Origin of the sequence: Kineosporia succinea (genome assembly GCF_030811555.1) — a bacterium.
Lineage (GTDB): Bacteria > Actinomycetota > Actinomycetes > Actinomycetales > Kineosporiaceae > Kineosporia > Kineosporia succinea.
On the sequence record NZ_JAUSQZ010000001.1, the window covers coordinates 1,889,620 to 1,914,781 of the forward strand.

At 71.5% G+C, this 25,162-nt stretch carries 19 protein-coding genes; 10 read left to right on the top strand and 9 right to left on the bottom strand.

All coding sequences use genetic code 11. The annotated features are described in order from the left end of the window. Positions 1 to 33: 33 nt before the first annotated feature. Positions 34 to 429, top strand: a complete 396-nt coding sequence (locus tag J2S57_RS08355) for a hypothetical protein (RefSeq protein WP_307240195.1) — start codon at positions 34 to 36, stop codon at positions 427 to 429. Here J2S57_RS08355 and J2S57_RS08360 read toward each other — a convergent pair. The 6 genes from J2S57_RS08360 to J2S57_RS08385 all read right to left on the bottom strand — a co-directional run bounded on the left by J2S57_RS08360 (position 355) and on the right by J2S57_RS08385 (position 8,666). Continuing rightward, positions 355 to 3,447, bottom strand: coding sequence for a sacsin N-terminal ATP-binding-like domain-containing protein (locus tag J2S57_RS08360; protein ID WP_307240197.1), 3,093 nt, complete (start codon positions 3,445 to 3,447; stop codon positions 355 to 357). The two genes, J2S57_RS08355 and J2S57_RS08360, sit on opposite strands and share 75 nt — an antisense overlap. Next, positions 3,444 to 5,477 (bottom strand): DUF3027 domain-containing protein, encoded by a 2,034-nt coding sequence (locus J2S57_RS08365; RefSeq protein ID WP_307240198.1) that lies wholly within the window; start codon positions 5,475 to 5,477, stop codon positions 3,444 to 3,446. The genes J2S57_RS08360 and J2S57_RS08365 overlap by 4 nt, the downstream gene beginning before the upstream one ends. Positions 5,478 to 5,644: 167 nt before the next feature. Next, positions 5,645 to 6,028: a cold-shock protein gene (locus J2S57_RS35315; RefSeq protein WP_370882449.1), complete on the bottom strand. Its 384-nt coding sequence runs from the start codon at positions 6,026 to 6,028 to the stop codon at positions 5,645 to 5,647. 94 nt (positions 6,029 to 6,122) lie between these two features. Further along, positions 6,123 to 6,794 (bottom strand): HAD family hydrolase, encoded by a 672-nt coding sequence (locus tag J2S57_RS08375; protein WP_307240200.1) that lies wholly within the window; start codon positions 6,792 to 6,794, stop codon positions 6,123 to 6,125. Positions 6,795 to 6,867: 73 nt separating this feature from the next. Beyond that, the gene (locus J2S57_RS08380; RefSeq protein ID WP_307240203.1) at positions 6,868 to 7,779 is read right to left on the bottom strand and encodes a chromosomal replication initiator protein DnaA; all 912 of its coding nucleotides are present in this window, start codon (positions 7,777 to 7,779) and stop codon (positions 6,868 to 6,870) included. Continuing rightward, on the bottom strand, positions 7,776 to 8,666 hold the full coding sequence (locus J2S57_RS08385) for a hypothetical protein (RefSeq protein ID WP_307240205.1): 891 nt from the start codon (positions 8,664 to 8,666) through the stop codon (positions 7,776 to 7,778). Before J2S57_RS08385 ends, J2S57_RS08380 begins: the two co-directional genes overlap by 4 nt. 145 nt (positions 8,667 to 8,811) lie before the next feature. Between J2S57_RS08385 and J2S57_RS08390 the strand changes: the two genes are divergently transcribed. Both J2S57_RS08390 and J2S57_RS08395 read left to right on the top strand, forming a co-directional pair. Next, positions 8,812 to 11,250 (top strand): helicase-associated domain-containing protein, encoded by a 2,439-nt coding sequence (locus J2S57_RS08390; RefSeq protein ID WP_307240207.1) that lies wholly within the window; start codon positions 8,812 to 8,814, stop codon positions 11,248 to 11,250. Positions 11,251 to 11,301: 51 nt separating this feature from the next. Beyond that, positions 11,302 to 12,957 (top strand): DNA repair helicase XPB, encoded by a 1,656-nt coding sequence (locus tag J2S57_RS08395; protein ID WP_307240209.1) that lies wholly within the window; start codon positions 11,302 to 11,304, stop codon positions 12,955 to 12,957. A gap of 288 nt (positions 12,958 to 13,245) precedes the next feature. On the opposite strand, the gene J2S57_RS08400 is transcribed toward J2S57_RS08395, so the two are convergent. After that, positions 13,246 to 15,027 carry an ABC transporter ATP-binding protein gene (locus tag J2S57_RS08400; protein ID WP_307240212.1) on the bottom strand — a complete coding sequence of 594 codons (1,782 nt, stop codon included), beginning with the start codon at positions 15,025 to 15,027 and terminating at the stop codon, positions 13,246 to 13,248. Positions 15,028 to 15,106: 79 nt separating this feature from the next. On the opposite strand from J2S57_RS08400, the gene J2S57_RS08405 reads away from it, so the two are divergent. The 5 genes from J2S57_RS08405 to J2S57_RS08425 all read left to right on the top strand — a co-directional run bounded on the left by J2S57_RS08405 (position 15,107) and on the right by J2S57_RS08425 (position 20,623). Beyond that, positions 15,107 to 15,532 carry a MarR family winged helix-turn-helix transcriptional regulator gene (locus J2S57_RS08405; protein ID WP_307240214.1) on the top strand — a complete coding sequence of 142 codons (426 nt, stop codon included), beginning with the start codon at positions 15,107 to 15,109 and terminating at the stop codon, positions 15,530 to 15,532. A gap of 58 nt (positions 15,533 to 15,590) precedes the next feature. Beyond that, entirely contained in the window at positions 15,591 to 16,298 is a 708-nt protein-coding gene (locus tag J2S57_RS08410) for a response regulator transcription factor (protein ID WP_307240216.1), read from the top strand. 16 nt (positions 16,299 to 16,314) lie between these two features. After that, positions 16,315 to 17,925, top strand: a complete 1,611-nt coding sequence (locus tag J2S57_RS08415) for a sensor histidine kinase (protein WP_307240219.1) — start codon at positions 16,315 to 16,317, stop codon at positions 17,923 to 17,925. Between the two features lie 350 nt (positions 17,926 to 18,275). Beyond that, complete coding sequence (locus J2S57_RS08420; RefSeq protein ID WP_307240221.1) at positions 18,276 to 18,416, top strand: hypothetical protein; 141 nt, start codon at positions 18,276 to 18,278, stop codon at positions 18,414 to 18,416. Positions 18,417 to 18,643: 227 nt separating this feature from the next. Continuing rightward, complete coding sequence (locus J2S57_RS08425; RefSeq protein WP_307240223.1) at positions 18,644 to 20,623, top strand: S1C family serine protease; 1,980 nt, start codon at positions 18,644 to 18,646, stop codon at positions 20,621 to 20,623. Positions 20,624 to 20,806: 183 nt separating this feature from the next. Here J2S57_RS08425 and J2S57_RS08430 read toward each other — a convergent pair whose 3' ends face one another. Next, on the bottom strand, positions 20,807 to 21,097 hold the full coding sequence (locus J2S57_RS08430) for a WXG100 family type VII secretion target (protein ID WP_307240225.1): 291 nt from the start codon (positions 21,095 to 21,097) through the stop codon (positions 20,807 to 20,809). 1,030 nt (positions 21,098 to 22,127) lie between these two features. Here J2S57_RS08430 and moaA point away from each other — a divergent pair. After that, a complete protein-coding gene (gene moaA, locus J2S57_RS08435; RefSeq protein ID WP_307240227.1) occupies positions 22,128 to 23,216 on the top strand; it encodes a GTP 3',8-cyclase MoaA in 1,089 nt (362 codons plus the stop codon). Between the two features lie 10 nt (positions 23,217 to 23,226). Then, on the top strand, positions 23,227 to 23,481 hold the full coding sequence (locus J2S57_RS08440) for a MoaD/ThiS family protein (RefSeq protein WP_307240230.1): 255 nt from the start codon (positions 23,227 to 23,229) through the stop codon (positions 23,479 to 23,481). A 9-nt stretch (positions 23,482 to 23,490) separates the two neighbouring features. Here the strand turns inward: J2S57_RS08440 and J2S57_RS08445 are convergent, their stop codons facing one another. Continuing rightward, positions 23,491 to 25,008: a glycosyltransferase family 39 protein gene (locus J2S57_RS08445; RefSeq protein ID WP_307240232.1), complete on the bottom strand. Its 1,518-nt coding sequence runs from the start codon at positions 25,006 to 25,008 to the stop codon at positions 23,491 to 23,493. Between the last annotated feature and the right edge of the window lie 154 nt (positions 25,009 to 25,162).

The window sequence follows — 25,162 nt, forward strand, 5'->3', positions numbered from 1 at the left end:
GGTCCGCACGTTTCGACAGGTAACCTCGAAAGAGTGGGAGAACACGGAGTGCCCTACCAGGTCACCCAGGGCAGCATGGGCGAGCGCCTCCCGGTCGCTGTCGGCACCGGCGTCTGGGCGCTGCTGTTCGTGCTCGGCCTGACCCTGCGCACCGAGCTGGCGGAGTCCGGGCGCGAATGGTGGATCTGGACCGCCGCCTCCGGAGTGCTTCTCGGAATCGTGGGGTACACCTACCTGCTGCTGCGGCGCCCTCGGCCGGCGCCGGGCGAGACGGCACCCTCCAGTGGCTACACCGGCGATGTCGACGACGTGCCGCGGCACAGCGCCGAGCTCACCCGCCTGCGGCGTCAGGCCTCAGAAAACCTGATCAACCAGCGCATCCGGTCCAAGCCCGGGGTCGGCGAGCACCACGGCGACGAGGTCCCGTAGCTCCCAGCGGTCACTGGCCCAGCACAGGGCGCGGGCGAGTCCGTCGATGGTGGACGCATGGACACGCCCGTCGGGCGCGTCGATCCACCAGTCCACCTCCACGCCGTCAACCGTGAGTTCCTCGTGCTCGCGCCAGGTGGTCGGTGCCTGAGGCAGGAGAGCCAGCACCGTGTCGTGCACCGTCTGGTCGGTGCCGTTGGTGTCGTCCACCTCGCCCGCCACCAGGTCCTGCGCGCGCCGTAGTCCCAGCAGCCCGGCCAGCGCCGCCGCCTTGCCGGGTGCGACCGGCACCTGCACCCCGAGGTCGACGCGCTGGCGATACATCGGCGAGTCGACGAGCACGGCCTGGTCGGCCGGCACCACGGCGGTACCGGCCGGGTGTTCGGGATCGAGCGCACGGACGTCGTGGTCACCGGGAGCGGTGTCGGTGGCGGCCGACGCCGTCGCCAGATCGGCGATCCGGTCGAGCAGGGGAAGCAGCATCGCCGCGGTGAGATCGACGTCCGGATCGGCGAGACGGTCGAGCACGTCGTGCAGCCCCTGAGCGTCGAGGTCGTCGACGGCGCTGACCACACCCACGGCCCGGGCCGCGGCGGGGTCGAGGCCGGACATCCACTCGGGAGCGGCAGGCAGCAGTGCACGCAGGGAGGGCTCGGCACCGGGCGCGGCCAGAACCCCGCCCTCGTCGTCCTGGTCGGTCAGTTCCGAACGTAGCCACCAGGCGGTGTACGAGGGCACGTCGAAGCCCCGGCCAGCCGAGACCACCCGCGCCGGGCGCACCAGCGCGGGGCGCAGCAGCGGGTCGACGGCGATCGCGAGCACCACGTCGGGCAGCGACTCCGGCCGCACCAGGTCCAGGTCACGCACGGCGACGAGCTCGGAAATCGTTCCACCGGGTAGCATCTCGGGGTTGACGGCCTGCACCCAGGCGGCGTAGTCCTCCCACCCGTCGAGCTCGGCGGAGGGCGTTCCCTCTTCGTCGTCCAGACCCAGCAGATCGGGCTCGAGCGACACCTCGGAGGCCAGGAAGGCGCCCGGTCCGTGCAGCACACCGACCGCGGCCAGGGTGCTCTCACCCCAGCGCTCCGCCCACCACTCGGGCAGGATGCCGACGTCGTCCGGGTGGAACCACTCCGCCGCCGGGCTGCCCTCGATCGCCAGGGCCGACGCCGGGGTGGGCTCACCGTCTTCGTCGCTCAGTTCCAGGTCGCCCAGCCACGGCAGTTCGCCCGGCCCGAGCTCACCGGCCGCGACCGCCACCGCGACCAGGGCCAGCACGGCGTCACGCAGTTCGTCGGGGCTGCGGCCGAGATCGGCGAAACCGCCCGGCTCGTCGCTGATCTCGTGGATCGCGGTGCGGACGACGGGAAGCTCGACCAGCGCCCGCGGCCCGGCCACGGTGACGCCCATCCGCTCCAGCAGTGGGTGCACCGCCTCCGGGTGGACGACCTTGGCACCGAGCACGCCCAGTGCCTCGGGCACCGAGATCGGCGCCCCGGCGTCGACATCGGTCTCCGGCGAGGCCAGCAGCAGACTGCGGGCACCGCGCGCGACGGTGCCGTCGGCGAGCGGGATCGGCAGGAAAGCCAGTGACTCGCGGATGGTTTCGTCGAGGGTCAGCCCGGCCAGCGCCTCGTAGGCGGCCCGCCAGCGTGGCGGGTCGGGGAGCGCGGGCAGGGCCTCGACCGCGTCGGACAACCAGATCCGGCGCACCCCGAGGTACTCCAGCGCCGGCCACGACGGACGCGGCGCGTGCACGAGACCGGCCAGCCAGGAGGCGAAGACACCGACCACGGCGCGGTCGGCGCCCACCGGCCCGGCGAGCGCCAGAGCCTCGGCGGGACGCAGCAGCACCTTGGGGTCTTCGGCGGAACGCAGGAGCGGGATACCGGGCAGCAGCGCCGACACCGCCTCACGCAGAGCACTGTCGACCGGCCCGGCGGCCAGGCCGGTCATCACCAGCGGCCAGGCCTCACCACCGTCGGCCGTGACCTCGGTGAGCAGGTCGGCGTAGGCCTGGGCGGCGTTCTCGACGATCAGGTCGGTGACGGGGCCCAGCACCACGTGCCGCCGGGTCACGTCCATCGGCACGGTGGCGATGAGAACCGCGGGCCAGGGCAGGGATTCGTCACTCGGGGTGGGAGCGTTCAGCACCGCCGGATCGGGCAGCTCGGCCTCGCCCAGCGGCAGGGCCCAGGTCAGGTTCCAGCGGGTGAGGACCTGTTCCTCGGTCGGGCGGTCGGCCAGCAGCCCGGCCGGGATCTCGCCCTCGCGACGCAGGATGCGCCAGCGACGCGCGACATCGCTGATCACACGCGGGTTCTCACCGGGCAGCTCGACGACGATCTGCTCCAGCCCGGGCAGGGCGAGCAGAAGGACGTCGGACACCTCGGCCAGCAGCTGACGCACGCGGGCCACGGCGTCGGGCCCGTTCAGCGGCAGGAGTACCGCCGTGTCGTAGCCCTCGGGCGGAGTTCCCTCGGCCTCGAACGGCAGACGCAGCACCGGGACGTGCCCGTCGCGGCGCTGCAGCTCCTCGGCCAGTTTCGGGGCGCCGTCGTCGAGGGACGTGGTGCGCACCAGTTCGCGGGTGTCCGCCGCCGAGAAGCGCACTCCCCCAGAGCGACTCAGCACCGCGGGCTCGTCGGTGACCGCCAGGACGGCGGCGAACCCGACGCCGAACCGGCCCACCGTGCCGCCGTCACGTTTGGCCGAGGCCCGCAGGGTGGCCAGGGCCTGCACACCGTCGGCGTCGAGCGGGGCGCCGGTGTTGGCGGCGACCAGGACGGGGCCGATGTCTCCCTCGGTGAGCTGCAGGAGCAGGCGCCCTTCGACGCCCGCCCGCAGCGCGGCGTCGGCCGCGTTCTGAGCCAGCTCGACCACGAGCCGGTCCCGGTAGCCGCCGAGCACGAGTTCTTCCTCGGCGTTGGCGTCTTCCCGGAACCGGGTCGGTGAGGCGGCCCAGGCCGCCAGGACCCGGTGCCGGATGTCCGCGGCACCGAACCGGTCGTCGGTCACGACTGCGGCGGCACCTCGGTCCGGCGCTCGGCCTGCTCGCCAGGAACGTCCGAAGCCGTCTCGGCCTCGCCCGCGGCCCACACAGCCTCATCCTCGGCCGACGCAGCCCCGCCCGACACGATCTCGGTCGGCACCGCATCGGTCGCCGTGGACCCGGCCGGGAGGAACCCGCTATCCGAATCGCCCGTGGCCGCGGCGGTTTCAGAAGCGACGGCGCCGGCCGGGGCGGACTCGCCCGTCACGTCGACAGCCTGTCCCTGAGCGGCCTCGATCGACTCACCCGGGCCACCCGCGTCACCGGACTCGCCGGCTTCCTCGGCCGCCCGGTCCGCCTCGAGCGCAGCATCGTCGGCCGCAGCGGCCTCCGGGCTCAGCGCGACGGGCGGCGCCTGGTCGGTCTCCGGCTCGGACCGGAGGACGTGCACGTCTTCCGGCGCACCCGAGGACTCGACCTCCGAGGACTCGACCGATCCACCCACCGAATCGACGGACGCCTCGACCGACCGCACCTGCACCGAATCCTCGGGAGAGGCAACCGGTTCGGGGTCGAGCGTCGACTCGACCGTGATCTCCACGGGCGGCGCCGTCTCGGGCTCGACCAGATCGGCCGTGGTACCGCCGGCGTCCCGCGGAATCCGCGGCTCGACAACCGTCCCGCCGACACCCGCTCCGTCGGCAACCGCGCCATCCACGGTCACCTGGTCGGCAACCGTCTCGTCAGCAACCACGCCGCCGACCGCAACCGCCTCATCAGCAGCAGACTCATCAGCCGCAGACTCGCCAGCAGCAGACTCGCCCGCACCGACGCCACCGACCGCCTCACCGACAACCACATCGTCGGCAACCGTCTCGTCGGCAACCGTCTCGTCGGCAACCACATCGTCAGCAACCGTCTCGTCAACGACTCCGGCCACCACAACGTCCTCGGTGACCCGAGCATCTCCGGCCACCACAACGTCCTCGGTGACCCGAGCGTCCCCGGCAACCACAACGTCCTCGGTGACCCGAGCATCTCCGGCCACCACAACGTCCTCAATGCCCCCGGCAACCTCGGAATCGCCGGCAACCCCGGCAACGCCGGCCTCCGGGGAAGCCACAGCACCCCCCGGACCCGTGTCCTCCGAAGCCTCCGTAACCGCCGAAGCCTCCACGTCGTCCACACTCGACCCGGTCTCGATGCCCGGCGCCGGCTCCGGCTCGGCCAGATCCATCCGGTCGACCACGGTCTCGTCGAGGATGTGATCGCCCAGCGGCTCGGGCGCCGGCATCTCCAGATCGGTCTCGCTGTGCGCGCCGCACCCGAAGTCGACCGCGACCACCGACCCGTCGGCGGGCGACCACTCGTTGGCGCACGCACCGAACGCCTGACGCAGCGAACCCGACAGCGGCACGAAGTAGGCGCACGAGACGCACGCCGCGGACGCCTGCACCGCGGTGTCGGCCGTGGGCCCGTGCGAACCCCGGTGCCAACGGTCAGCCGCACTCGCGACGCCCTCCGGCCCCAGCACCCGCTCGCGCCCCAGCCCGAGCTCCCAGAAGAGCTGCTGGTCGGAGTCGTCTTCGTCGGTGACCGTGTAGCCCGGAACCAGGTTCGGGTCGGAGGGCTTGTAGGGCAGCTCGTCACCGGCGCCCAGGTCGCCCGGGGCGATGCGGTCGCTCCACGGCACCCAGTCGGGCGCCATGATCGACTCGGCGCCCGGCAGCAGGACGGTGTCGCAGACCGTCACCCGGTCGGACCCGGGAACGTGAGCGAGCGTGACCGCCCAGCGCCACCCCCGGTAGCCCTTCGAGGTGCAGTCGAACGCGTGCATCGTGAGCCCGGCCTGGTCGACCGACACCGACAGGTGCCGCCCGACGGTGCCCGGCTGCGCGACATCCTCGGCGGCCTGGCGTGCGATGTCCACGGCGGCCGCGGCCAGCGGGTCGGGCTCCGAGGGCACCCGGACAGGGGCGTCCACCTGCGCTTCGGTCTGCTCCGGCGCCACCGCGTCGGTCTCGTCGACCGTTGCCGTCATCTGCTGGTCCGTCATCTGCTCCACCTCTGCTGCACCCCGGCCGGCCTGTCCCCGCTCCACTGACACCGTGCCCCCCATCGTCGACGACGGTGGTGGCGCCGAGCGCGCGGAAGCCGCACCCGCAAGTCTCCCCCATCCGCGCAGGGTGTCGAGCAGGCGCGGGCGGCGAGCCGGTCGGCCGATCACGCCTCGAGGTCGTCCGCGACGGCGCGGAGCACGGTAGCCACCTTGCTCGCGGACGAACGGTCGGGATAGCGCCCCCGGCGCAGGCTGTTGGACACGTTGTCCAGCAGCTTGATCACGTCTTCGACGATGACGGTCATGTCCTCGGCGGGCTTGCGCATGGCGCGGGCGACCGACGGCGTGGCCTCGACCAGACGCACGGACAGGGCCTGCAGACCGCGACGGCCCTCGGCGACGCCGAACTCGATCTTGGCACCCGGTTTGAGCGTGGTCGTACCCTCGGGCAGCGCGGAGGCGTGCACGAACACCTCGCCACCGTCATCGTTGCTGGCGAAACCAAAGCCTCGCTCGGCGTCGAACCACTTGACCCTGCCAGTCGGCACGTCTTTATCCCCTGTCACGTGACGATTGCCGCGGACCTTGGTATCCGCGGCAACCGTTCTCGCTCACGTTCTGTCGTTTCCTCAAGATTAGCCGTCAGTTGCTGACGTGCGAACGGCTTAATCCGGCCAGATGACCCGAAAGCCACCGGGGAAATCCGAGAAGATCCTCGAGGACGACGTCGGCACCTGCCGCCCTGAGCTCGTCGGCCGACTGCGGACCGGTGCTGACACCCACACTGGCGGCGCCCGCGAACCTCGCCGCCGCCACGTCGCCGACGTGGTCACCGACGTAGGCCGACGCACCCTCCACCGCGAGCAGTTCGCCCTTGGCGACGCCGAAACGCCCACCCGCGATCAGGTCGGGCCGGTGCTTGCCGTCGAGCAGTCCCAGCGCCTCGAGCACCGTGTGCACGCCGGGCTCGGACTTGGCCGAGATCACCAGCACCCGGCCGCCCGCCTCACGGATCGCCGCGAACGCCTCGTGCACCCCCGGCAGCAGCGTGTTCCGCGCCAGGCCGGTGGTGGGGTAGAGCGAGCGGTAGGTGTCGGCGAGCAGATCGACGTCGGCCCCCGGCATCAGCTCGGAGATGATGCGGTCGAGGGGGTAACCCATCAGCGGCCAGGCACGTTTGCGGTCGACCACCGGACCCGGCGCATCGCCCAGCACCTGCTGCCGGGTGCGCTGGAGGGTCGCCACGATGCCGTCGGCGGAGTCCACCAGGGTCATGTCGAGGTCGAATCCGACCACCAGTTGCTCACTCGGCACGTCCCCCACTTTAGGGGCCTGCGGACACAGGAACGGACGACGGGAAGACCCCGCCGCCCGCACCTGGAGGGACTCAGCCCAGCGACTCGTGAAGCCCCCGGTAGCGCTTGAACGCGTTGCGCAGGTCTTCGGTGGAACCGCCCGCCAGCTTCGAGCGCAGCCCCGCCAGATCCCGTTCGATCAGCGTGGCCGCCTCCGCGACGGTGGACTCCGGGTCGTCGACGAACCGCGCCTGCAGCTCACGCCACTCCTCGTCCGAGGTGACGTCGCTGCGCCCGTCGACCGCGTCGGCCTTCGCCTCGGAACGCCGGCGCCCGCTGGTGATCGACGTGACCGGAGCCGGTGCCGTCGCGTCCGCGTCGTCGACCTGAGCGCCGACCTTGCGCTCCGCGTCCGCGGACACGTAGTTCTCGCGCACCGAGGGGTCGCCCCGCTCCGGTGCCACGACCGTGGGACCAGCCCACGACGTCCCTGATTCGGCCTTCTCGGAATCCGGGGCCGGGGAGACGGGTGAGACCGGCGCGGCCTGCCCCACCGAACTGGCCGCACTGGGCCCGGGCCAGCTCTTGCCCACCGGGTCGGTGCCCGAGCGGTCGCCGGCCCGGGTGGCCTCCTCGGCCCGCCGGTCGGCGGCGGCCGCGTCCGGGGTCACCGGCACCTCGGTCGTGGCGGCAGCCGGAGTGGCCGGGGTCGAACGATGGACGCCCCGGTCACCTTCGGTCCCGCCGGTACGCCCGGCATCGGTGGCCGGTTCGGGAAGAGCGGAGTCGGCCCCTTCGGCGGCCTCCGAACGCCGGGGGACCTCCGAACGGGCCCCCGGGACGGAGTCGTCACGGTTCAGGTCGTCGCGGTTCACGTCGGCCCGGCTCGCCGGGATCCGGTCGGGAACCCGCTCGTCGGTACGCCCACCGGCCGGGGGATGGTAGATCTCGGTGTCGTCGGTGGCCGGGTTCTTCTTGCCGGCGTCGTCGGTCGGGCTCGTCATCGCGTCTCCTGCGGGTGCCGGGTGTCCTGCACGGTGCGGTTGGGCGCGGTCTCGCGCGAGCCCTCGGGGTTCCGTGGAGTCTCGACGGTCGGGGTGGTCGCGGACGTACGGCCTGCCACCACCTCGTCCTGAGTGACCCCGGACCGCGTCGAGGAGACCGGCGGACGGCGCTCGCCGTCCTGCCCGTCTGTGCCCCGCCCGGGAGCGGAGGCGCGTGCTTCGTCGGTGGCCCGAGTGCCGTCGGCGGGCAGCGGAACGGTGTCCTTCACCGGGACGTCAGCCGTGGCCGAACCCCCGGCGTGCTTGCCACCGGGCAGCGGACGGGTCGACCCGTCCGGCTCCGGCGTGCCCACCAGGGCGTGGAAGAGCTTGCGGTAGTGCATGAACGCCTGACGCAGGTCCTCGGTGTCGAGCTGACCCGAGCTGCGGTGCCGCTCGTGCGACTCGTGGGCACTGCGGTAGTGCTGCACGATCTCCGCGTGGTCGACCATGACCATGTCGGACCGGGTGGAGAAGTCGTCGACCGGGTAGCCACGCTCCTTCATCACCGCGGTGATCAGCGCCTCCGCCTCGTCCACGGCCACCGGCGGCTCGTCGACGAAGCGCGCCTGCGCCGCCGACCAGCGGGTGCCGAACCGGGCCTTTTCCTCGTTGCCGAGCTCACGGACCTGCAGCTTGTCGCGGCGGTCGGCGATGGCCGCCAGCTTGCGCTCCGCCTTCGCGCGGTTGTCCGAACCGGCCAGGTAGCGCTCGTACTCGGGACCGAAACGGTCTTTCAGCTCGGACCGCCGTTGCTGAAGTTCCGCGTTGCGGCGGGCCTTCATGAAGGCGAACACGCCGAGCAGCAGCAACGCCAGCAAGACGATGATGACGATCGCCGTAACCATGCGTCCTCCTTCTTCAGACGCTCACCGGACGCCCCGGCATGCGTTCCTTGATCAGGATCACCACAGACCCGGCAAAGCGCCTGTCGAGATGCAAGGGCCGACGTCAAGGCCGATCAATGCGCCTCATTGCTATTAACGTTGGTGCGTGCCCCCCACCCCTGTGCGCAGCCTGGCCGACGAACTGCGCAGCTGGGACGACGAGGCGCTGGTCGCGCTGCTGGACCAGCGCCCCGACCTCACCGTGCCCCCACCGGCCGATCTGGGCGGTCTGGCGACCACCGCCGTGAGCCGTCTGTCGGTCCAGCGTGCGGTGGACGGTCTGGACGCCCGCACGCTCCAGGTGCTCGAGGTGATGGCCGTCAGCCCCGAACCGGTGTCGTCGGGCGAACTCAGCCGCCGCTGGGGCGCCTCGGTCACCGCCCCGCTGGCCCGTCTGCGCGGCCTCGGTCTGGTCTGGGGCGGTGCTCGCTCACTGCACCTGGTGCGCGCGGCCCGCGAGAGCCTCGGCGCCCACCCCGCCGGGCTGGGCCCGCCGCTGGCCGAGGCCCTGGGCCGGCGCTCACCGCAACGCCTGGCCGAGGTGATGGAAGACCTCGGCCTGCCGCCGTCCGGCGATCCGGACACCGCGCTGGCCCGGCTGGCCGAGCACCTGGGCACCCCCGCGACCGTCACCGCGCTGCTGGAGAAGGCCCCGCCGAACGCCGCGAGCGTGCTCGAGCGCCTGGTCTGGGGCCCGCCCGTGGGCCAGGTGCCCGACGCCGACCGCCCGGTGCGCGCGGGCACGGCCGGCTCCCCCGTCGAATGGCTGCTCGCGCACGGCCTTCTCGCTGTCGCCGACCCCGGCCACGTCGTCCTCCCCCGCGAGATCGGCCTGGCCCTGCGTGGCGGCAAGGTGCACCGCCGCCCCGAGCAGACCCCGCCCGCGCTCGAGGTGAAGGAGCGCAGGGCCGACCAGGTCGACGACACCGCCGGGCTGGCCGCGGCCGAGGCGGTGCGGCTGACCGAGGAGCTGGGCAGCCGCTGGGGCTCCGACCCGCCGCCCCTGCTGCGGGCCGGCGGCCTGAGCGTGCGCGACCTGCGGCGCACCGCGACCCAGCTCGACGTCGACGAGGCCACGGCCGGCCTGATCGTCGAGATCGCCCTGGCCGCAGGCCTGATCGCCGACGACGGCGAGGCCGACCCGTCGTGGCTGCCGACCGCCGACTTCGACGTCTGGCTGACCGGGAGCATCGGCGAGCGCTGGGCCCGCCTGGCCCTGGCCTGGTGGGACACCCCTCGCGCAGCGGCGCTGATCGGCACCCGCGGGCCCAAGGACGGCCCGGTCGCCGCGCTCGGGCCGGGGGTGGAACGCCCACAGGCGCGCATCGTGCGGCAGCAGGTGCTCACCGATCTGGCCACCGAGACGATGCGTCACCCGGCGCACGCCCTGACCGATCCGAACGGCTCCGGGCTGGTGGAGCGGATGGTGTGGACGGCCCCGCGCCGGGCCTCGGCGTCGGTGCCGGAGCTGGTGCGGTGGGCGCTGAACGAGGCCGCCTGGCTGGGCATCACCGGGATGGCCTCCCTGTCGTCGTTCGGCCGGGCGCTGCTGGACGAGGCCGAGACCGCGCCGGGGTACGGGAGCGGGGCCGAGCCCGGCCGCCGGTCCCAGGGCGTGAGGGCGGCCGCCGCCCGGCTCGACGAAACCCTGCCCGAGCCGGTCGATCACGTGCTGCTGCAGGCCGACCTGACCGTGGTCGCCCCGGGCCGGCTGCCGGCCGCGACCGAGCGCGAGCTGATGCTGATGGCCGATGTGGAGAGCCGGGGCGGTGCCTCGGTGTTCCGGTTCACCGGGGCCTCGGTGCGGCGGGCACTGGACGCCGGGCGCACGGGTGAAGACCTGACCCGCTGGCTGACCGAGCACAGCCGCACACCGGTGCCGCAGCCGCTGGAGTACCTGATCTCCGACAGCGCGCGCCGCTACGGACGGCTGCGGGTCGGCGTCGCGTCGGCCTATCTGCGGGCCGACGACGAGGCGCTCCTCACCGAGGTGCTGGCCGACCGCCGGGCCGCCGGTCTGCGGTTGCGCCGGCTGGCCCCGACCGTGCTCGCCGCCGGCGCCCCGCCCGAGACGGTGCTGAGCGCCCTGCGGGAGATGGGCCTGGCCCCGGCGGCCGAGTCCCCCGACGGTGACCTGCTGATCCACGCCGTGCCCCCGCGCCGCGCCCGCACGGGTGGCGCCCCGGTGGCCCGCCGCCAGCCGCCGCCCACCGCCACCACCACGGCCCTGCAGAAGGCCGTGCAGGCGATGCGGGCGGTGGACAAGAACCAGCGGCGCCCGGCGGTGGTCGGGAGCGAGCCGCCGCCGATGGTGCCGATGGACCCGGCCGGGGCGATCGCGGTGCTGCGCGAGGCCGCGGCCACCCGGCGCCCGCTGTGGATCGGCTACCTGGAGGACGCGGGGAGGCCGGTGAAGCAGATCATCGAGCCGCTGGCGGTGGAGGGCGGGCGGATCCGGGCGCTCGAGCTGTCCACCGGCAAGGTCCGCGGATATTCGGTGCACCGGGTGATCGCGGTCGCCGGGACGGATGATTCCGGCGACTGAGCGGGTTGAACCCAGGTCGGCCGACGGCTTCGATGAGGGAGACTGCGTTACGTGAGTGACGGACCACTGATCGTCCAGAGCGACAAGACGCTGCTGCTGGAGATCGACCACGACCAGGCCGCGGCCTGCCGCCGGGCGATCGCCCCGTTCGCCGAACTGGAGCGCGCCCCCGAGCACGTGCACACCTACCGGCTGACGCCGCTGGGCCTGTGGAACGCGCGCGCGGCCGGGCACGACGCCGAGCAGGTGGTCGACGTGCTGCTGGAGTACTCGCGCTATCCGGTGCCCCACGCGCTGCTGGTCGACGTGGCCGAGACGATGGCTCGCTACGGCCGGCTGCAGCTGATCAAAGACGGTCCGAACCTGGTGCTCCGGGGCCTCGACGGGCCGGTGCTCGAAGAGGTGCTGCGCAGCAAGAAGGTCGTCCCGCTGGTCGGTGAGCGGCTGAGCGAGACCGATGTGCTGGTGCATCCGAGTGAACGCGGCAACCTCAAGCAGGTGCTGCTGAAGCTGGGCTGGCCCGCCGAAGACCTGGCCGGCTACGTGAACGGCGAGAAGCACCGCATCGACCTGGCCCCCGACGGCTGGGAGCTGCGGCCGTACCAGTCCGAGGCGGTCGAGGGCTTCTGGCACGGCGGTTCCGGGGTGGTCGTGCTGCCCTGCGGCGCGGGCAAGACCCTGGTGGGTGCGGCCGCGATGGCGAAGTCCGGCACCACCACGCTGATCCTGGTGACCAACACGGTCTCGGCCCGGCAGTGGCGCGACGAGCTGATCGCCCGCACCTCGCTGACGGAAGACGAGATCGGCGAGTACTCGGGCACCCGCAAGGAGATCCGCCCCGTCACCATCGCGACCTACCAGGTGATGACGACGAAGCGGAAGGGCGCCTACGCCCACCTCGACCTGTTCGACGCCCGCGACTGGGGCCTGATCGTGTACGACGAGGTGCACCTGCTGCCCGCGCCGGTGTTCCGGATGACGGCCTCGCTGCAGGCCCGCCGCCGGCTCGGCCTGACCGCGACCCTGGTGCGTGAAGACGGGCGCGAGGGTGACGTCTTCAGCCTGATCGGGCCCAAGCGGTACGACGCGCCGTGGAAGGACATCGAGGCGCAGGGCTACATCGCGCCCGCCGACTGCGTGGAGGTGCGGGTCACCCTGCCCGAGCGCGAGCGGCTGACCTACGCCACGGCCGAGCCGGAGGAGCGCTACCGTCTGTGCGCCACCAGCGACCAGAAGACCCGCATCGTGCAGCAGCTGGTGAAACAGCACGCGGGTGAGCAGATCCTGGTGATCGGGCAGTACCTCGACCAGCTCGACGACATCGGGAACCGGCTCGACGCACCGGTTCTCAAGGGCGAGACGTCGGTGACCGAACGGCAGCGGCTGTTCGACGCGTTCCGTTCCGGTGAGATCTCCACCCTGGTGGTCAGCAAGGTCGCGAACTTCTCGATCGACCTGCCCGAAGCCAGTGTGGCCATTCAGGTCTCGGGCTCGTTCGGCTCCCGCCAGGAAGAGGCCCAGCGCCTGGGCCGGCTGCTGCGCCCCAAGAAAGACGGCAAGGGCGCCCGCTTCTACGCGGTGATCTCGCGCGACACCCTCGACCAGGAGTTCGCCGCGCACCGCCAGCGGTTCCTGGCCGAGCAGGGCTACGCCTACCGCATCGTCGACGCCGAGGACATCGGCAAGGAGCCGGCGTCGGAGAGCTGATCGCCGCCGGGCGGGCCGGGAGATTCGATCGCGAACGAGGACGCGATGGTCCTGGCCCGCTGTCCGCGTGACCTTCCCACGGTGGTCGAGACTTTCGGGTGCACCAGTGCATCCGGCGGTCCCGGGTGGAGAAGGTGGTGGCGGCCGGACGCGCCACGGCAGCGGTCCGGCGATCGGTCCGGTGAGCGCACTCGTGCGCGACGCCGCGATGCCCGACGCGCGCGGAAGTTCGCGACCGAGACCCCCTGGCCCGGACGACCGGCCACCGCATCGACGGGCCGGCCCGCGTCACCGCGTGAGGGCCGCGTAACGCCCGTCGTGCTCGAGAAGGCTTTCGTGGGTGCCGGTCTCGACGATGCGGCCGTGGTCGAGCACCGCGATCCGGTCGGCGTCGCGCACCGTGGAGAGGCGGTGGGCGATCGTGATCGTGGTGCGGCCTCGGGCCAGCTCGTCGAACGCCTGCTGCACGGCCCGTTCGGTGGTGGTGTCGAGAGCACTGGTGGCCTCGTCGAGCACCAGCACCCGCGGATTGCGCAGCAGCGTGCGGGCAATGGCCAGGCGCTGCTTCTCGCCGCCCGAGAACCGGTGACCGCGCGAGCCGACCATGGTGTCGTAACCGTCGGGCAGCGAGGCGATCAGCTCGTGCACCTGGGCGGCGCGGGCCGCGGCCTCGATCTGCTCGTCGGTGGCGTCCGGCCGGGCGTAACGCAGGTTCTCGCGCACGGTGGTGTGCAGCAGGTAGGTCTCCTGGCTGACCACCCCGACGATCTTCGCCAGGTCCTCGAGCGGGAAGTGGCGCAGGTCGATGCCGTCGATCGTGATCCGGCCCGCCGTGGGGTCGGCCAGCCGGGCCACCAGCGAGCCGAGCGTGCTCTTGCCCGAACCGGTCTCACCGACCAGGGCGAGCGTGTCCCCGGCCGGCACGGTCAGGTCGATGCCCACCAGGGCCGCGGTGTCGTTGCCCGGATAGGTGAAGGTGACGTTCTCGATGCGCACGTCGCCCCGGACGGCCGCGGGGTCGACGTGCACCGGGTCGGCCGGCTCGTCCACCTCCACCGGCAGGTCGAGGTACTCGAAGATCCGCGCGAACAGGGCCAGCGACGAGGTGATCGACACCCCGACGTTGAGCAGGCTGGTCAGCGGGCGGAAGAGGTTCTGCTGCAGCGCGGTGAAGGCCACCAGGGTGCCGATGGTCATGCCGCCGGCCGTGGCGGGCAGACCGGCGCTGAGGTAGATCGCGGCCGGGATGGCGGCGAAGATGACGGTCATCGAGGCCATCCGCCAGCGCCCGGCCAGGTCGGAGCGCAGTTGCAGGTCGATGAGGCGCTGGGACGTGGCGTCGAAGCGGTCGATCAGCGCGCCGGCCGTGCCGAGGGTCTTGCTCAGCTGCACGCCGCTGATCGAAAGACCTTCTTCGATGGTGACGTTCAGGTCGGCGAGCGCCCGCTGACGCTGCATGGTGATGACCCGGCGCAGGGCGGCGACCTTGCGGCTCAGGTAGATGGCGGGCGGCATCACGACGAGCGAGATCAGCGAGAGCTTCCAGGAGAGCGCGATCATCGCGACGGCCGTGGCCACCGTGGTGGTGAGATTGGAGGCGATCGAGGTGGCGGTGCTGGTGACCACACTCTGCATGCCACCGATGTCGTTGGTGATGCGCGACTGCACCTCGCCGGTACGGGTGCGGGTGAAGAACGCGACGGACTGGCGCTGCAGGTGGGTGAACACGTCGGTGCGCAGGCGGTGCATGACCTCCTGGCCGACGCGGGTGCTGATCCAGGTCTGCAGCACGCCGAGCACGCTGGTGACGGCGGCGACGCCGACCATGCCGGCGACCAGACCGACCAGCAGGGGGACGTCCTGGTCGGGGATCGCGACGTCGATGACCTCGCGGAGCAGGAAGGGTGACGCCATCGCGATGATCGACGACGCCACGATGATGGCGACCACCACGGCGAGCGGAGTGCGGTGATGCCTGAACAGGGCGCCGATGCGGCGCAGCGACACGTGCTCGGCCTGGGCCTTCTCGGCGGCACGCTGGGAGGGGGAGATTTCCGGGGGCCTTGGCAAGGGCTACCTCCTGGCTCGGGTTTTAGTGAGGTTACCTCACTATGAGGCTCCAACCGTAACCTCGGTTACGGTATTCCGCGTGAGCAGCCGGGATGACGAGGAGACGCTGGCCGAGGCCTTCTGGGCGGTGTCACGGCATCTGCGTCACCGCAGTCACGAGAGCGTGAGCCCCCTCGGCATCACCCCGGGCCAGGCCCGGGCGATCGGGATGCTGAGCCGGCACGGCAGCATGCGGATCAGCACCCTGTCCGAGCACCTGCGCATCGCACCGCGCTCCGGCACCGAGGTCGTCGACGCCCTGCAGGAGCGCGGCCTGGTCGAGCGCTCCCCCGACCTGGACGACCGCCGGGCCACGCTGGTGACGCTGAGCAGTCAGGGGCAGGAGGTCGCGACGGCGGTCCGGCGGGCCCGCGCGGCCGAGGCCGAGGCGTTCTTCGACCGGCTCAGCGATTCCGACCGGGCCGAGCTGGCGCGGATCATCGGGATCCTCCGCTCGGGAACGTGACACACCCTGACGGCTGACGTCCAGGAACTTCCCAGACTGCGGGTGCACGCTAGGCGACGTGGCTGAGAAGACCTTTGAGGCGAAGTTGCTGGTCGTGGACGACGAACCGAACATCCGCGAACTGCTCACGACGAGTCTGCGGTTCGCCGGGTTCGACGTCGTGGGTGCCGGTGACGGCGCCGAGGCCCTCGCGCTCGCCGAGCAGCACCGCCCCGACCTGGTCGTGCTCGACGTGATGATGCCGGACATGGACGGCTTCACCGTCACCCGCAAGCTGCGCGAGCGGGGCCGCGACATCCCGGTCGTCTTCCTGACCGCGCGTGACGAGACGGGTGACAAGGTCACCGGCCTGACCGTCGGCGGCGACGACTACGTGACCAAGCCGTTCAGCCTCGAGGAGGTCGTCGCCCGGATCCGCGCCGTGCTGCGGCGCACCGGGGTCGCCACCGACGCCGCCAGCGGGCGCATGGTCTTCCACGACCTCGAGCTCGACGAGGACTCGCACGAGGTGCGCCGTGCCGGCCGCCTGGTCGAGCTCTCCCCGACCGAGTTCAAACTGCTGCGCTACCTGATGCTGAACCCGAACCGGGTGCTGTCCAAGGCGCAGATCCTCGACCACGTGTGGGCCTACGACTTCAACGGCGAGGCCGGCATCGTCGAGTCCTACATCTCCTACCTGCGACGCAAGATCGACGACGTCGAGCCCCCGCTGATCCACACCAAGCGGGGCGTCGGCTACGTGCTGCGTCTTCCTCCCCAGAGTTGATCAGGGCTGATCCGCGATGAGCACCCCCACACTGAACCTTCCGCCGGGCGTCCCCGCCGAGGCGCCGAAGGCCCCCGGAATCGTCCAGACCGCCCGCGCCCGCTGGAACCAGGCGCCGCTGCGGGCCCGCCTGGTCGGCATCATGGTCGTGCTGCTGGTGGCCGGCCTGGCCCTCACCGGTTTCGCCACCCAGTACGTGCTGAAGAGCTACCTGATCGGCAAGGTCGACAGCCAGCTCACCCAGGCGCTGCCCAAGATCGAGAACGCCATCTCGCGCAACCAGATCACCCGGTCCGAGGCCCAGAGCTGGTCGCTGGCCCGCTACGGCATCAAGATCTGCGTGGACGACGGCGGGGTGGGCAGCGACTTCCTGCCCGACTACGGCCCGATCCCCGAGCTCAGCACCATGAGCTACGACCAGGCCGAGGAACACCGCGTCGACGGCATCTACACGGTCAGCTCCAACGAGGGTGACGAGACCCAGTGGCGCGTCATCTCCTCGGGATGGACCCAGGACGCGGTCGGTCTCACCGGCAGCGTGCAGATCGCCATGCCTCTCGACGACATCGACGACGCCGTCAACCGCCTGCGCATCCTCATCGCGATGTTCGGCCTGATGGTGACCGTGCTGTTCGCGAACCTGGGCTGGCTGGTGATCCGGCGCTCGTTCAAGCCGCTCACCGAGGTCGAGGAGACCGCCGCCGCCATCGCCGCGGGTGACCTTTCCCGCCGCGTGCCCGCCCACCCGCCGACGACCGAGGTCGGGCGCCTCACTCACTCCCTGAACGGCATGCTCTCCCAGATCGAGAGCGCGTTCCGGCAGAGAGAGGCTTCCGAATCCAGGACGCGTCGGTTCGCCGCGGACGCGTCGCACGAGTTGCGCACGCCGCTGGCTTCCATCCGCGGATTCGCCGAGCTCTACCGGCAGGGGGCCGTCTCCGAACCGGAGGACGTGGCCCGCACGATGAGCCGGATCGAGGACGAGTCGCGCCGGATGGGCACGCTGGTCGAAGACCTGCTCCTGCTCGCCCGGCTGGACGAGCAGCGCCCCGCCCGCAGCGAACCGGTCGACCTGGCCGTGCTCGCCGGTGACGCCACGCACGACGCCCGTGGCCTGGCCCCCGACCGTCAGGTGCGCCTGGTCGGCCTGACCGACACCCAGGGCCCGACCCCGGCCGTGGTCACCGGTGACGACAACCGGCTGCGGCAGGTGGTGGCCAACCTGGTCGCCAACGCCGTGCGGCACACGCCGAAGGGCAGCCCGATCGAGGTGGCCGTGGGCCGGCAGGACAACGTCGCGGTGCTCGAGGTCCGTGACCACGGCGAGGGCCTGACCCCCGACCACGCGAGCAAGGTGTTCGAGCGCTTCTACCGGGTGGACGCGTCGAGGGCGCGGCACCAGGGCGGCGGATCCGGGCTCGGCCTGTCCATCGTCGCGGCGGTGATCGGTTCGCACGGAGGACGCGTCGGGGTCGCCCAGACCCCGGGCGGCGGGGCCACCTTCCGGGTCGAGCTGCCTCTGACCGGCGCCGGCCCGGACGAGACGCCGGACGCCCCGGACACCCCCGACGTTCCTGACGACGAGCCCGGCCAGCCCCTGTCACCCGGTGCCAGTCCGTCCAGCTGACGCGAAGATCACTGACCGACAGTAACTGCCCGCCCGAATGGCCGACCATCGGGCGGGCAGTTCTTTGGGCCCTTCCTCTGCCGTCCCAGGCTTCCCACCGGCACATTCCGACGCCAGGCAGGAAAAGCACTACTCCAGCGTGATGCCAACCACAGGGTGATCTCGTCAATCCGACTCGTACGGTCTGGCCTGCGGGGATATAGTTGTCCGTACAGGCGGTTCCGGTTGCCCCCGGGCATTTTTCGGGGTGTACACGGCGTTCCCTGAACCGAAACCAGATGGTCACGAAGATGCGATCGACTGGCTCCGGAAGAGCACAACGGCCTACGACCCTTTGTTAAGGAGGGAAGATGATCCACACCGCGACCACCCCGGACCGTGACGACACTGAGGCTCCTCGTTCCTCGACCGTCGCGAACCCCCGTCGCACGCGCCTCGGCGCCGACGGTCGTCCGATCAGCGCTCCGGCCACTACGTCCTCGGCCGAGTGACACCGCGGCCCTGACGGGCCGCCAGGTGTCCTCACCACTCAGGACGCCTAGAACGCTTGCGTTCAATCGCGTGATGCCCCGGTCTCCGGACCGGGGCATCACGCTTTTTGCCGTGAGACCACGACCCGTTCACGTTCTCAGGCTTCTCACAGACGCGGTGCAGCGAACGCCGAGGGGCGCACGGTCAACTTGTTCACGTCAGCAAGCTGGCCACGAGGGTGAGAACAATGACGCAGACCACGAACAACCACGACGAGAACCCCTACTCCTGGGCCCGTCGCCCGGGGGACGACTCGTCCGCCAACAACCAGGGCGACCAGCCCGGTCCGGCTGCGCAGGCCTCTGCCCCGGCCAGCGAGGCCGACACCAGCGGTTCGCCCACCGGCGGTTCACCCACCGGCGGTTCGCCCACCGGCGGCACCGAGGCCGACGAGCGGTCGTCGACCGCCGCGGCGCCGGCCACCGGGTACGCCCAGACGGCCCCGCAACCGGCCTGGTCCCCGCAACCGGCTCCGTACGGGCAGACCCACCCGGGCGCACAGCCTCAGGGCGGGCAGCCCCAGGGCGCACAGCCTCAGGGCGGGCAGCCGACGCAGCCCCAGCCGGCGTACGACAGCCAGCACCAGTACGGCACCCAGCACCAGTACGGCACCCAGCACCAGCAGTACCAGCAGAACCCGCAGGCCTACGGGCAGCAGCCGCAGGGCGCCCCGCACGGCCAGCAGCACCAGCAGAACCAGTGGCAGAGCCCGTACTCGCGGCCCCAGGAGGGTCAGAACCAGCAGACGGGCTGGACCAGCGGAGGCCAGAACACCATGCAGAACACCACCGGCGGCACGCAGACGCTCACCGCGTACCCGAGCACCGCGACGACCACCACGCCCGACCAGACCGGAACCCAGACCGGCGCCCAGACCGGCTGGGGGCAGACCGGCACGTCGAACCAGCCCGGCCACTACGGCCAGCCCGGCCCCGGTCTGCCGGGTGGTCTGGGGCAGGGCGGCCAGCCGCCCCTGCCGCCGAACGGCCGCAAGCGACGGGAGTTCGGGCAGCCCGGCTGGCGAGGGGTGATCGCGACCGGTCTCGGCGCGGCCCTGATCGCCAGCCTGCTCACCGCCGGCGTGGTCATCGCCACCCAGGACGACGCGAGCCCGGCCAGCACCTCGCTCACCTCCTCGTCACAGAGCAACGAGGAGTCGGCGCAGGCCCCGGTCACCGGCAGCACCTCGGAGAACCCGGACTGGAAGGCCGTGGCCTCCGCGGTCGAGCCCAGCGTGGTCTCGGTGCAGGTGACCAGCCAGCAGTCCGAGGGTGAGGGTTCCGGCGTCATCCTCGACACCGAAGGCCGCATCGTCACCAACAACCACGTGGTCGCCGACGCCACCACCATCCAGGTGGTCCTCAACGACGGCCGCAAGTACACCGCCAAGGTCGTCGGCACCGACTCGGCCACCGACCTGGCCGTGATCCAGCTGGAAGACCCGCCGTCCGACCTGAAGCCGATCACCCTCGGCGACACCGACGGGGTCAGCGTGGGCGACTCGGTCATGGCCGTCGGTAACCCGCTCGGCCTGGCCGGCACCGTCACCACCGGCATCGTGAGCGCCGTCGACCGCCCGGTCACCACCTCTTCGTCGGAGAGCAGCCAGTCGTCGACGGGCAGCAGCGAGGCCGTGGTCACCAACGCGATCCAGATCGACGCGGCGGTGAACCCCGGCAACAGCGGCGGCGCCCTCGTCGACGCCACCGGCAAGCTCATCGGCATCAACTCGTCGATCGCGACCCTCAGCCAGAGCAGCGGTTTCGGCCAGGAGAGCAGCAGCCAGTCGGGCAGCATCGGCCTCGGTTTCGCGATCCCGGTCGACCAGGTCAAGGACATCACCAACCAGCTCATCAAGAACGGCACCGCCCAGCACCCGTGGCTCGGCATCACCCTCAGCGACACCACGGTGAAGGTGGACGACGCCAACCGTGACGGCGCCGGGGTGCAGTCGGTGGTCGCCGACTCGCCCGCCGAGGACGCCGGAATCAAGCAGGGCGACACCGTGGTGGCCGTCGACGGCGAGTACGTGAACGGCGCCGAATCGCTCATGGCCCAGATCCGCGAGCGCTCGCCGGGAACTGAAGTGACCGTCACGATCGTCAGAGATGGTAAGAGCCAGGACGTGAAGGTCACCCTGACCGCCCGCCCCGACAGCTCGAACTGACCGACACCGCACCACCGTCCGTCCCCGTCCCCCACCAGGGGCGGACGGTCACGAGGGCCGGCCCCCCACGGCCCTCTCCGCGAAAGGGCTGATCCGAGCAGCCTTTTCCCGCTGGGCCTCCGGAGATCCGATGGATCACCGGAGGCCCTGCGCTTTTGCCACTCCCGGCGCCCGGCGCGGGCCTCAGGCCGTAAACATGCGCACCGCCGCGTCTTCCACCTCCTGGTACTGCCGCCCGGCCTGGGCCAGTGCCGCCTGGATCTGCTCCAGCGCCACCCGCACCCGCTCCTGGGTGCCCCGCCAGTCGTTCACCACCGTCTGGAACTGCGACGCCGCCACCCCCGTCCAGCTGCCCTGCAACTGCACGAGATGCCGCATCATGCGGTCGACCTCGGTGCCGATCTGCTGCGCCGACGCCTGCACCGCGCCGCTCGCCTGCACCACCTGGACACTGTCAACCTCGAACCTGGGCATGCCTGCCTCCCCGTTCTGTCGCCCTGATGCCGAAGCCGCCGACGAGCGGCCCACCACGACCATGACACGTTCCCCCAGAACACTTTCCGCGTCGTCCACACACCCCGAGCCTGTGGAAAACCCCGCCGTCGTGTGAGTCACCACCACGGCTGGACGCCAAAATGCCGCCGCCGCGCACAGCCCTCACCAGGAGGGCCGCACGCGGCGGCGGACGACGGGGATCGCGCGGACACACCGGAATCAGTCAGGACGGGACCTCTCGACCGATCCCGGCGATCGCCCGACGGCGATCACCCCGCCGGATCAGGTGTACGCGGTCAGTGCGCGGCGGAGGGCAGGGGGTTCGGGACCTCCCACACCATGGACAGCCGACGGCCGCCCTTGCCGTCCGGCAGCTTCACCCAGTGGGCCACGGGGCTCAGCCCCTTGGCCGTCCACTCCGGGTGACCTTCGTGCAGCGACGAGCCGGTCGCCGCGGAAGTCGATTCCGTAGACGACGCGGCAGAGACTGTTTCAAGACCGTGGATTCGCTTCATGGTCGTCTAGCCACCTCTCGTTCATCTTTTGTTCACCTTCAGGTTAGCACCTGGTCAAGTTCAGCGATACCGCAGCGGAACTCCGCGTTACTCGCCCGACCAAGCTTCACCATCAGTGGCGCTTGTTGCCATATCTGTCATCACAGCACGTCAGAGCGGGTTTTCGCGGTCCGCCAGCCGAGTGACAAGGGCGGACAATGCCGCGAACACGAACCGGGCATTGAACACGTCACACTGACGCAAGGCCTCGGGAAACCGCCCGAAACCGGCACATCCACTGCTCCGACGCCCTCGCGACTCACCCGGTCGAACCGGTCGGCGCCCGGTTGCCGACCCGTCCGGGTTCCCCGGCCGGCCACCGCCCGGCCCGACGCTCACCGGGAGAACACCGCCCGAGCCGACCACGACGTCCTCAATTACGGTCACCTTCACGCCCCCGGCCCTCAGAAACGGCCCGAACGTCGCAGACACCGAACGTTGTTTAGGCTGTCGAGGTGGCAACGGTGATGCTCGGACTCCCGAGGACGCGGCAGGACGGGCACTCCCCCGCACTCGCGGGGCGGCCCGGCGATCCGCGCCTCATCGACACCTACGGCCGTGTCGCCACCGATCTGCGGGTGAGCCTGACCGACAAGTGCTCACTGCGCTGCGGTTACTGCATGCCGCCCGAGGGCCTGGACTGGATGCCCACCGAGCAGGTCCTCACCGACGACGAGCTGATCCGGCTCATCACCCTGGCCGTCGACGACCTCGGCGTCGACGAGGTCCGCTTCACCGGCGGTGAGCCCCTGCTGCGCCGGGGGCTGGAGCGCATCATCGAGGCCACGGCGCAGCTGAAGACCGCTGCGGGCCGGGCCCCGGTCACCGCGCTCACCACCAACGGCGTCGGGCTGGACAAGCGCGCCGCCCGGCTCAAGAGCGCCGGCCTCGCCCGTATCAACGTCTCCCTCGACACGCTCGACCCCGAGCGGTTCCACGAGATCACCCGCCGCGACCGGCATGCCGACGTGCTGGCCGGCCTGGAGGCGGCGGCCGCCGCCGGGCTCGGGCCGATCAAGATCAACACGGTGCTGCTGCCGGGGGTGAACGACGACGAGGCCGTGCCGCTCGTGCGCTGGGCGGTGAGTCACGGCTACGAGCTGCGGTTCATCGAGCAGATGCCCCTCGACGCGCAGGGCGCCTGGGAGCGCGGCTCGATGGTCACCGCCGACGACATCCAGAAGGCCCTGGCCACCGAGTTCGACCTGGTGCCGACCGATCCGCGGGCCCGCGGCGCCTCCCCGGCGCAGACCTGGCGCGTCCGGCACGGCGACCACGAGGGCACCGTCGGCATCATCGCCTCGGTGACCCGCCCGTTCTGCGGCGACTGCGACCGCACCCGGCTCACCGCCGACGGCCAGATCCGCAACTGTCTGTTCGCCCGCGACGAGACCGACCTGAGAGCCCTGCTGCGCTCGGGGGCCGACGACGCGAAGATCGCCGATCTCTGGCGGGCGGCGATGTGGGGCAAGGCCGCCGGGCACGGCATCAACGACACCTCGTTCATCCAGCCCGACCGGCCGATGAGCGCGATCGGAGGCTGAGGCACCCGCCATGAGCACCACCATCACGGTCCGCTACTTCGCCGGGGCCCGCGCGGCCTCCGGCATCGAGTCCGAGACCCTGCCCGTCACCGGGCCGACCCCCCTCACCCAGCTCACGGCGCAGCTGGCCGAGCGGCACGGGGCCGCCCTGACCCGGGTGCTCGAGGCGTCGTCGTTCCTCATCGACGAGGTCGCGGGCGACCGCTCGCGGGTGGTCCCGACGGGCGCGACGGTGGACGTGCTGCCACCGTTCGCGGGTGGCTGAGCCCCGGTCTCAGGGACAGTAGGGGCACTGATCGAGCTTCTCGTCGCCCAGTGCGGTCAGCCCCTGCGCGGCGATCTCCTCGTCGCTGACGTAGAGAACCGCCGAATAGGTGCGGGTGTTGAAGACCGAGACCGGCGCATAACCGCGGCCGAGGATTTCCTGCTTCTTCTCGTCGGTGGCGGTCAGGGTGTCGCCCAGGCGCTGCTTTCCCGAGACCACCCACACCCGCGAGCGCCCCGCCAGCCGCTGCGTCAGCACGTCGGGCCCGACCTCGGAACCGTAGATCGAGTCGTACCGGCCCGCGAGAGCCACGTCGGCGACCCCGTCGAACCGCTCCGGGTAGCCCATCGAGACCACGCGCCGGTCGCGGGGCAGGAAGACCACCGCGTCCCCCGCCCGGGCCTGCGCCCCGAGAGCCTCGGCGGCGCCCCGGATGTCCTCACCGTGACCGGTGACCGGCTGACGATAGGCGTCCTGCAGCGAGAAGCCGGTGAGGAACAGCGCCGCCACCATGATCACGGCGCCGGCCCGGGGCAGGCAGGCCGCCAGCCCGGCCGCGACCAGGCAGGCGCCCGGCAGGACGAACACCAGGTAGCGCGGGACGAACACCGGCTCGACCTGGGAGACGACCCAGAGCACGGCCGAGGGCAGCAGCGACATCGACAGGCCGACGAGCATGGTGAGCTGCGGACCCGAGGCCGCCACCCGCGTCCGCCCGCGCCACACCAGCCCGGCGGCGATCACGGTGACCAGCCCGGCCGCGGTCGCCGAACCCCACAGGTAGCGCGAGAAGTCGGCGTACATCGTGGGCGTCGGCGAGTACAGCCAGCTGACCTGGCCGGACTGCCCCAGGCTGAACAGCACCAGGGGGGAGGCCACCGCCAGGGCCACGCCTCCGGAGAGCAGCCAACGACGAAACCCGCTGGGGCGCGCCAGGAGGCAGACCACGGCCAGCGGCAGCACCGTCAGGGCGCTGATCTCGTTGAGCAGCGTGGCCAGGGCGAGGCTCGCCGAGCTGAGCCGCAGCAGCCGGGCCTCGCCGGTGCGGGTCCAGCGCACCAGCAGGAGCACCGCGAGCGTGGCGAACATCGACACCAGCGCGTAGGAGCGGGCCTCCTGCGCGTACCGCAGCGCGAAGGGCGAGATCACGTAGAAGGCGACCGCGAGAACCGCCACCGCCGGGCCGCCCAGATTCCGGCCGAGTCGAAAAAGAATCAGCGCGGTGAACGAGCTGGCGAGAACCGAGAGCAGGCGCAGGGCCAGATATATCTGATTCGAGTCGTCGGGTCGGCCGAGCAGAAGATAAAGAATGTGCCCGGCCAGATAATAAAGCGCGTGCACGAGGTCGACCCGGGAAATCATGTCGGCCAGATCGGGCAGCGAAAGGCCGACGGCATATCGGGTGACGGCCTCGTCCCACCACGGGCTGGGGCTCCGGACCCGCCAGCTGAAGACGGCCAGGGCCACGGTCAGGGCGATGGTGGGGCCGAACCGCCCGACGACCGCCTCGGCTCGCGTGACCTGCACGGACGAGGGCGTACCGGTAGAACTCCGCATGGCACTGGACACGAGCTTCCCATCCCGCGTCACGCGAAGGGACCTGACAACCAGCCGGACTTTCCCGGCCCGAACCGCGCCACCCTAGCACCTCAGGCAACGTTTGATAATAGTAAATCCAGGT

Coding starts and splice junctions, on each gene's coding strand:
- J2S57_RS08365 (WP_307240198.1), bottom strand. CDS start 5,477: ATGACGGACCAGCAGATGACGGCAACGGTCGACGAGACCGACGCGGTG.
- J2S57_RS08380 (WP_307240203.1), bottom strand. CDS start 7,779: ATGACGAGCCCGACCGACGACGCCGGCAAGAAGAACCCGGCCACCGAC.
- J2S57_RS08385 (WP_307240205.1), bottom strand. CDS start 8,666: ATGGTTACGGCGATCGTCATCATCGTCTTGCTGGCGTTGCTGCTGCTC.
- J2S57_RS08415 (WP_307240219.1), top strand. CDS start 16,315: ATGAGCACCCCCACACTGAACCTTCCGCCGGGCGTCCCCGCCGAGGCG.
- J2S57_RS08420 (WP_307240221.1), top strand. CDS start 18,276: ATGATCCACACCGCGACCACCCCGGACCGTGACGACACTGAGGCTCCT.
- J2S57_RS08425 (WP_307240223.1), top strand. CDS start 18,644: ATGACGCAGACCACGAACAACCACGACGAGAACCCCTACTCCTGGGCC.
- J2S57_RS08430 (WP_307240225.1), bottom strand. CDS start 21,097: ATGCCCAGGTTCGAGGTTGACAGTGTCCAGGTGGTGCAGGCGAGCGGC.
- J2S57_RS08440 (WP_307240230.1), top strand. CDS start 23,227: ATGAGCACCACCATCACGGTCCGCTACTTCGCCGGGGCCCGCGCGGCC.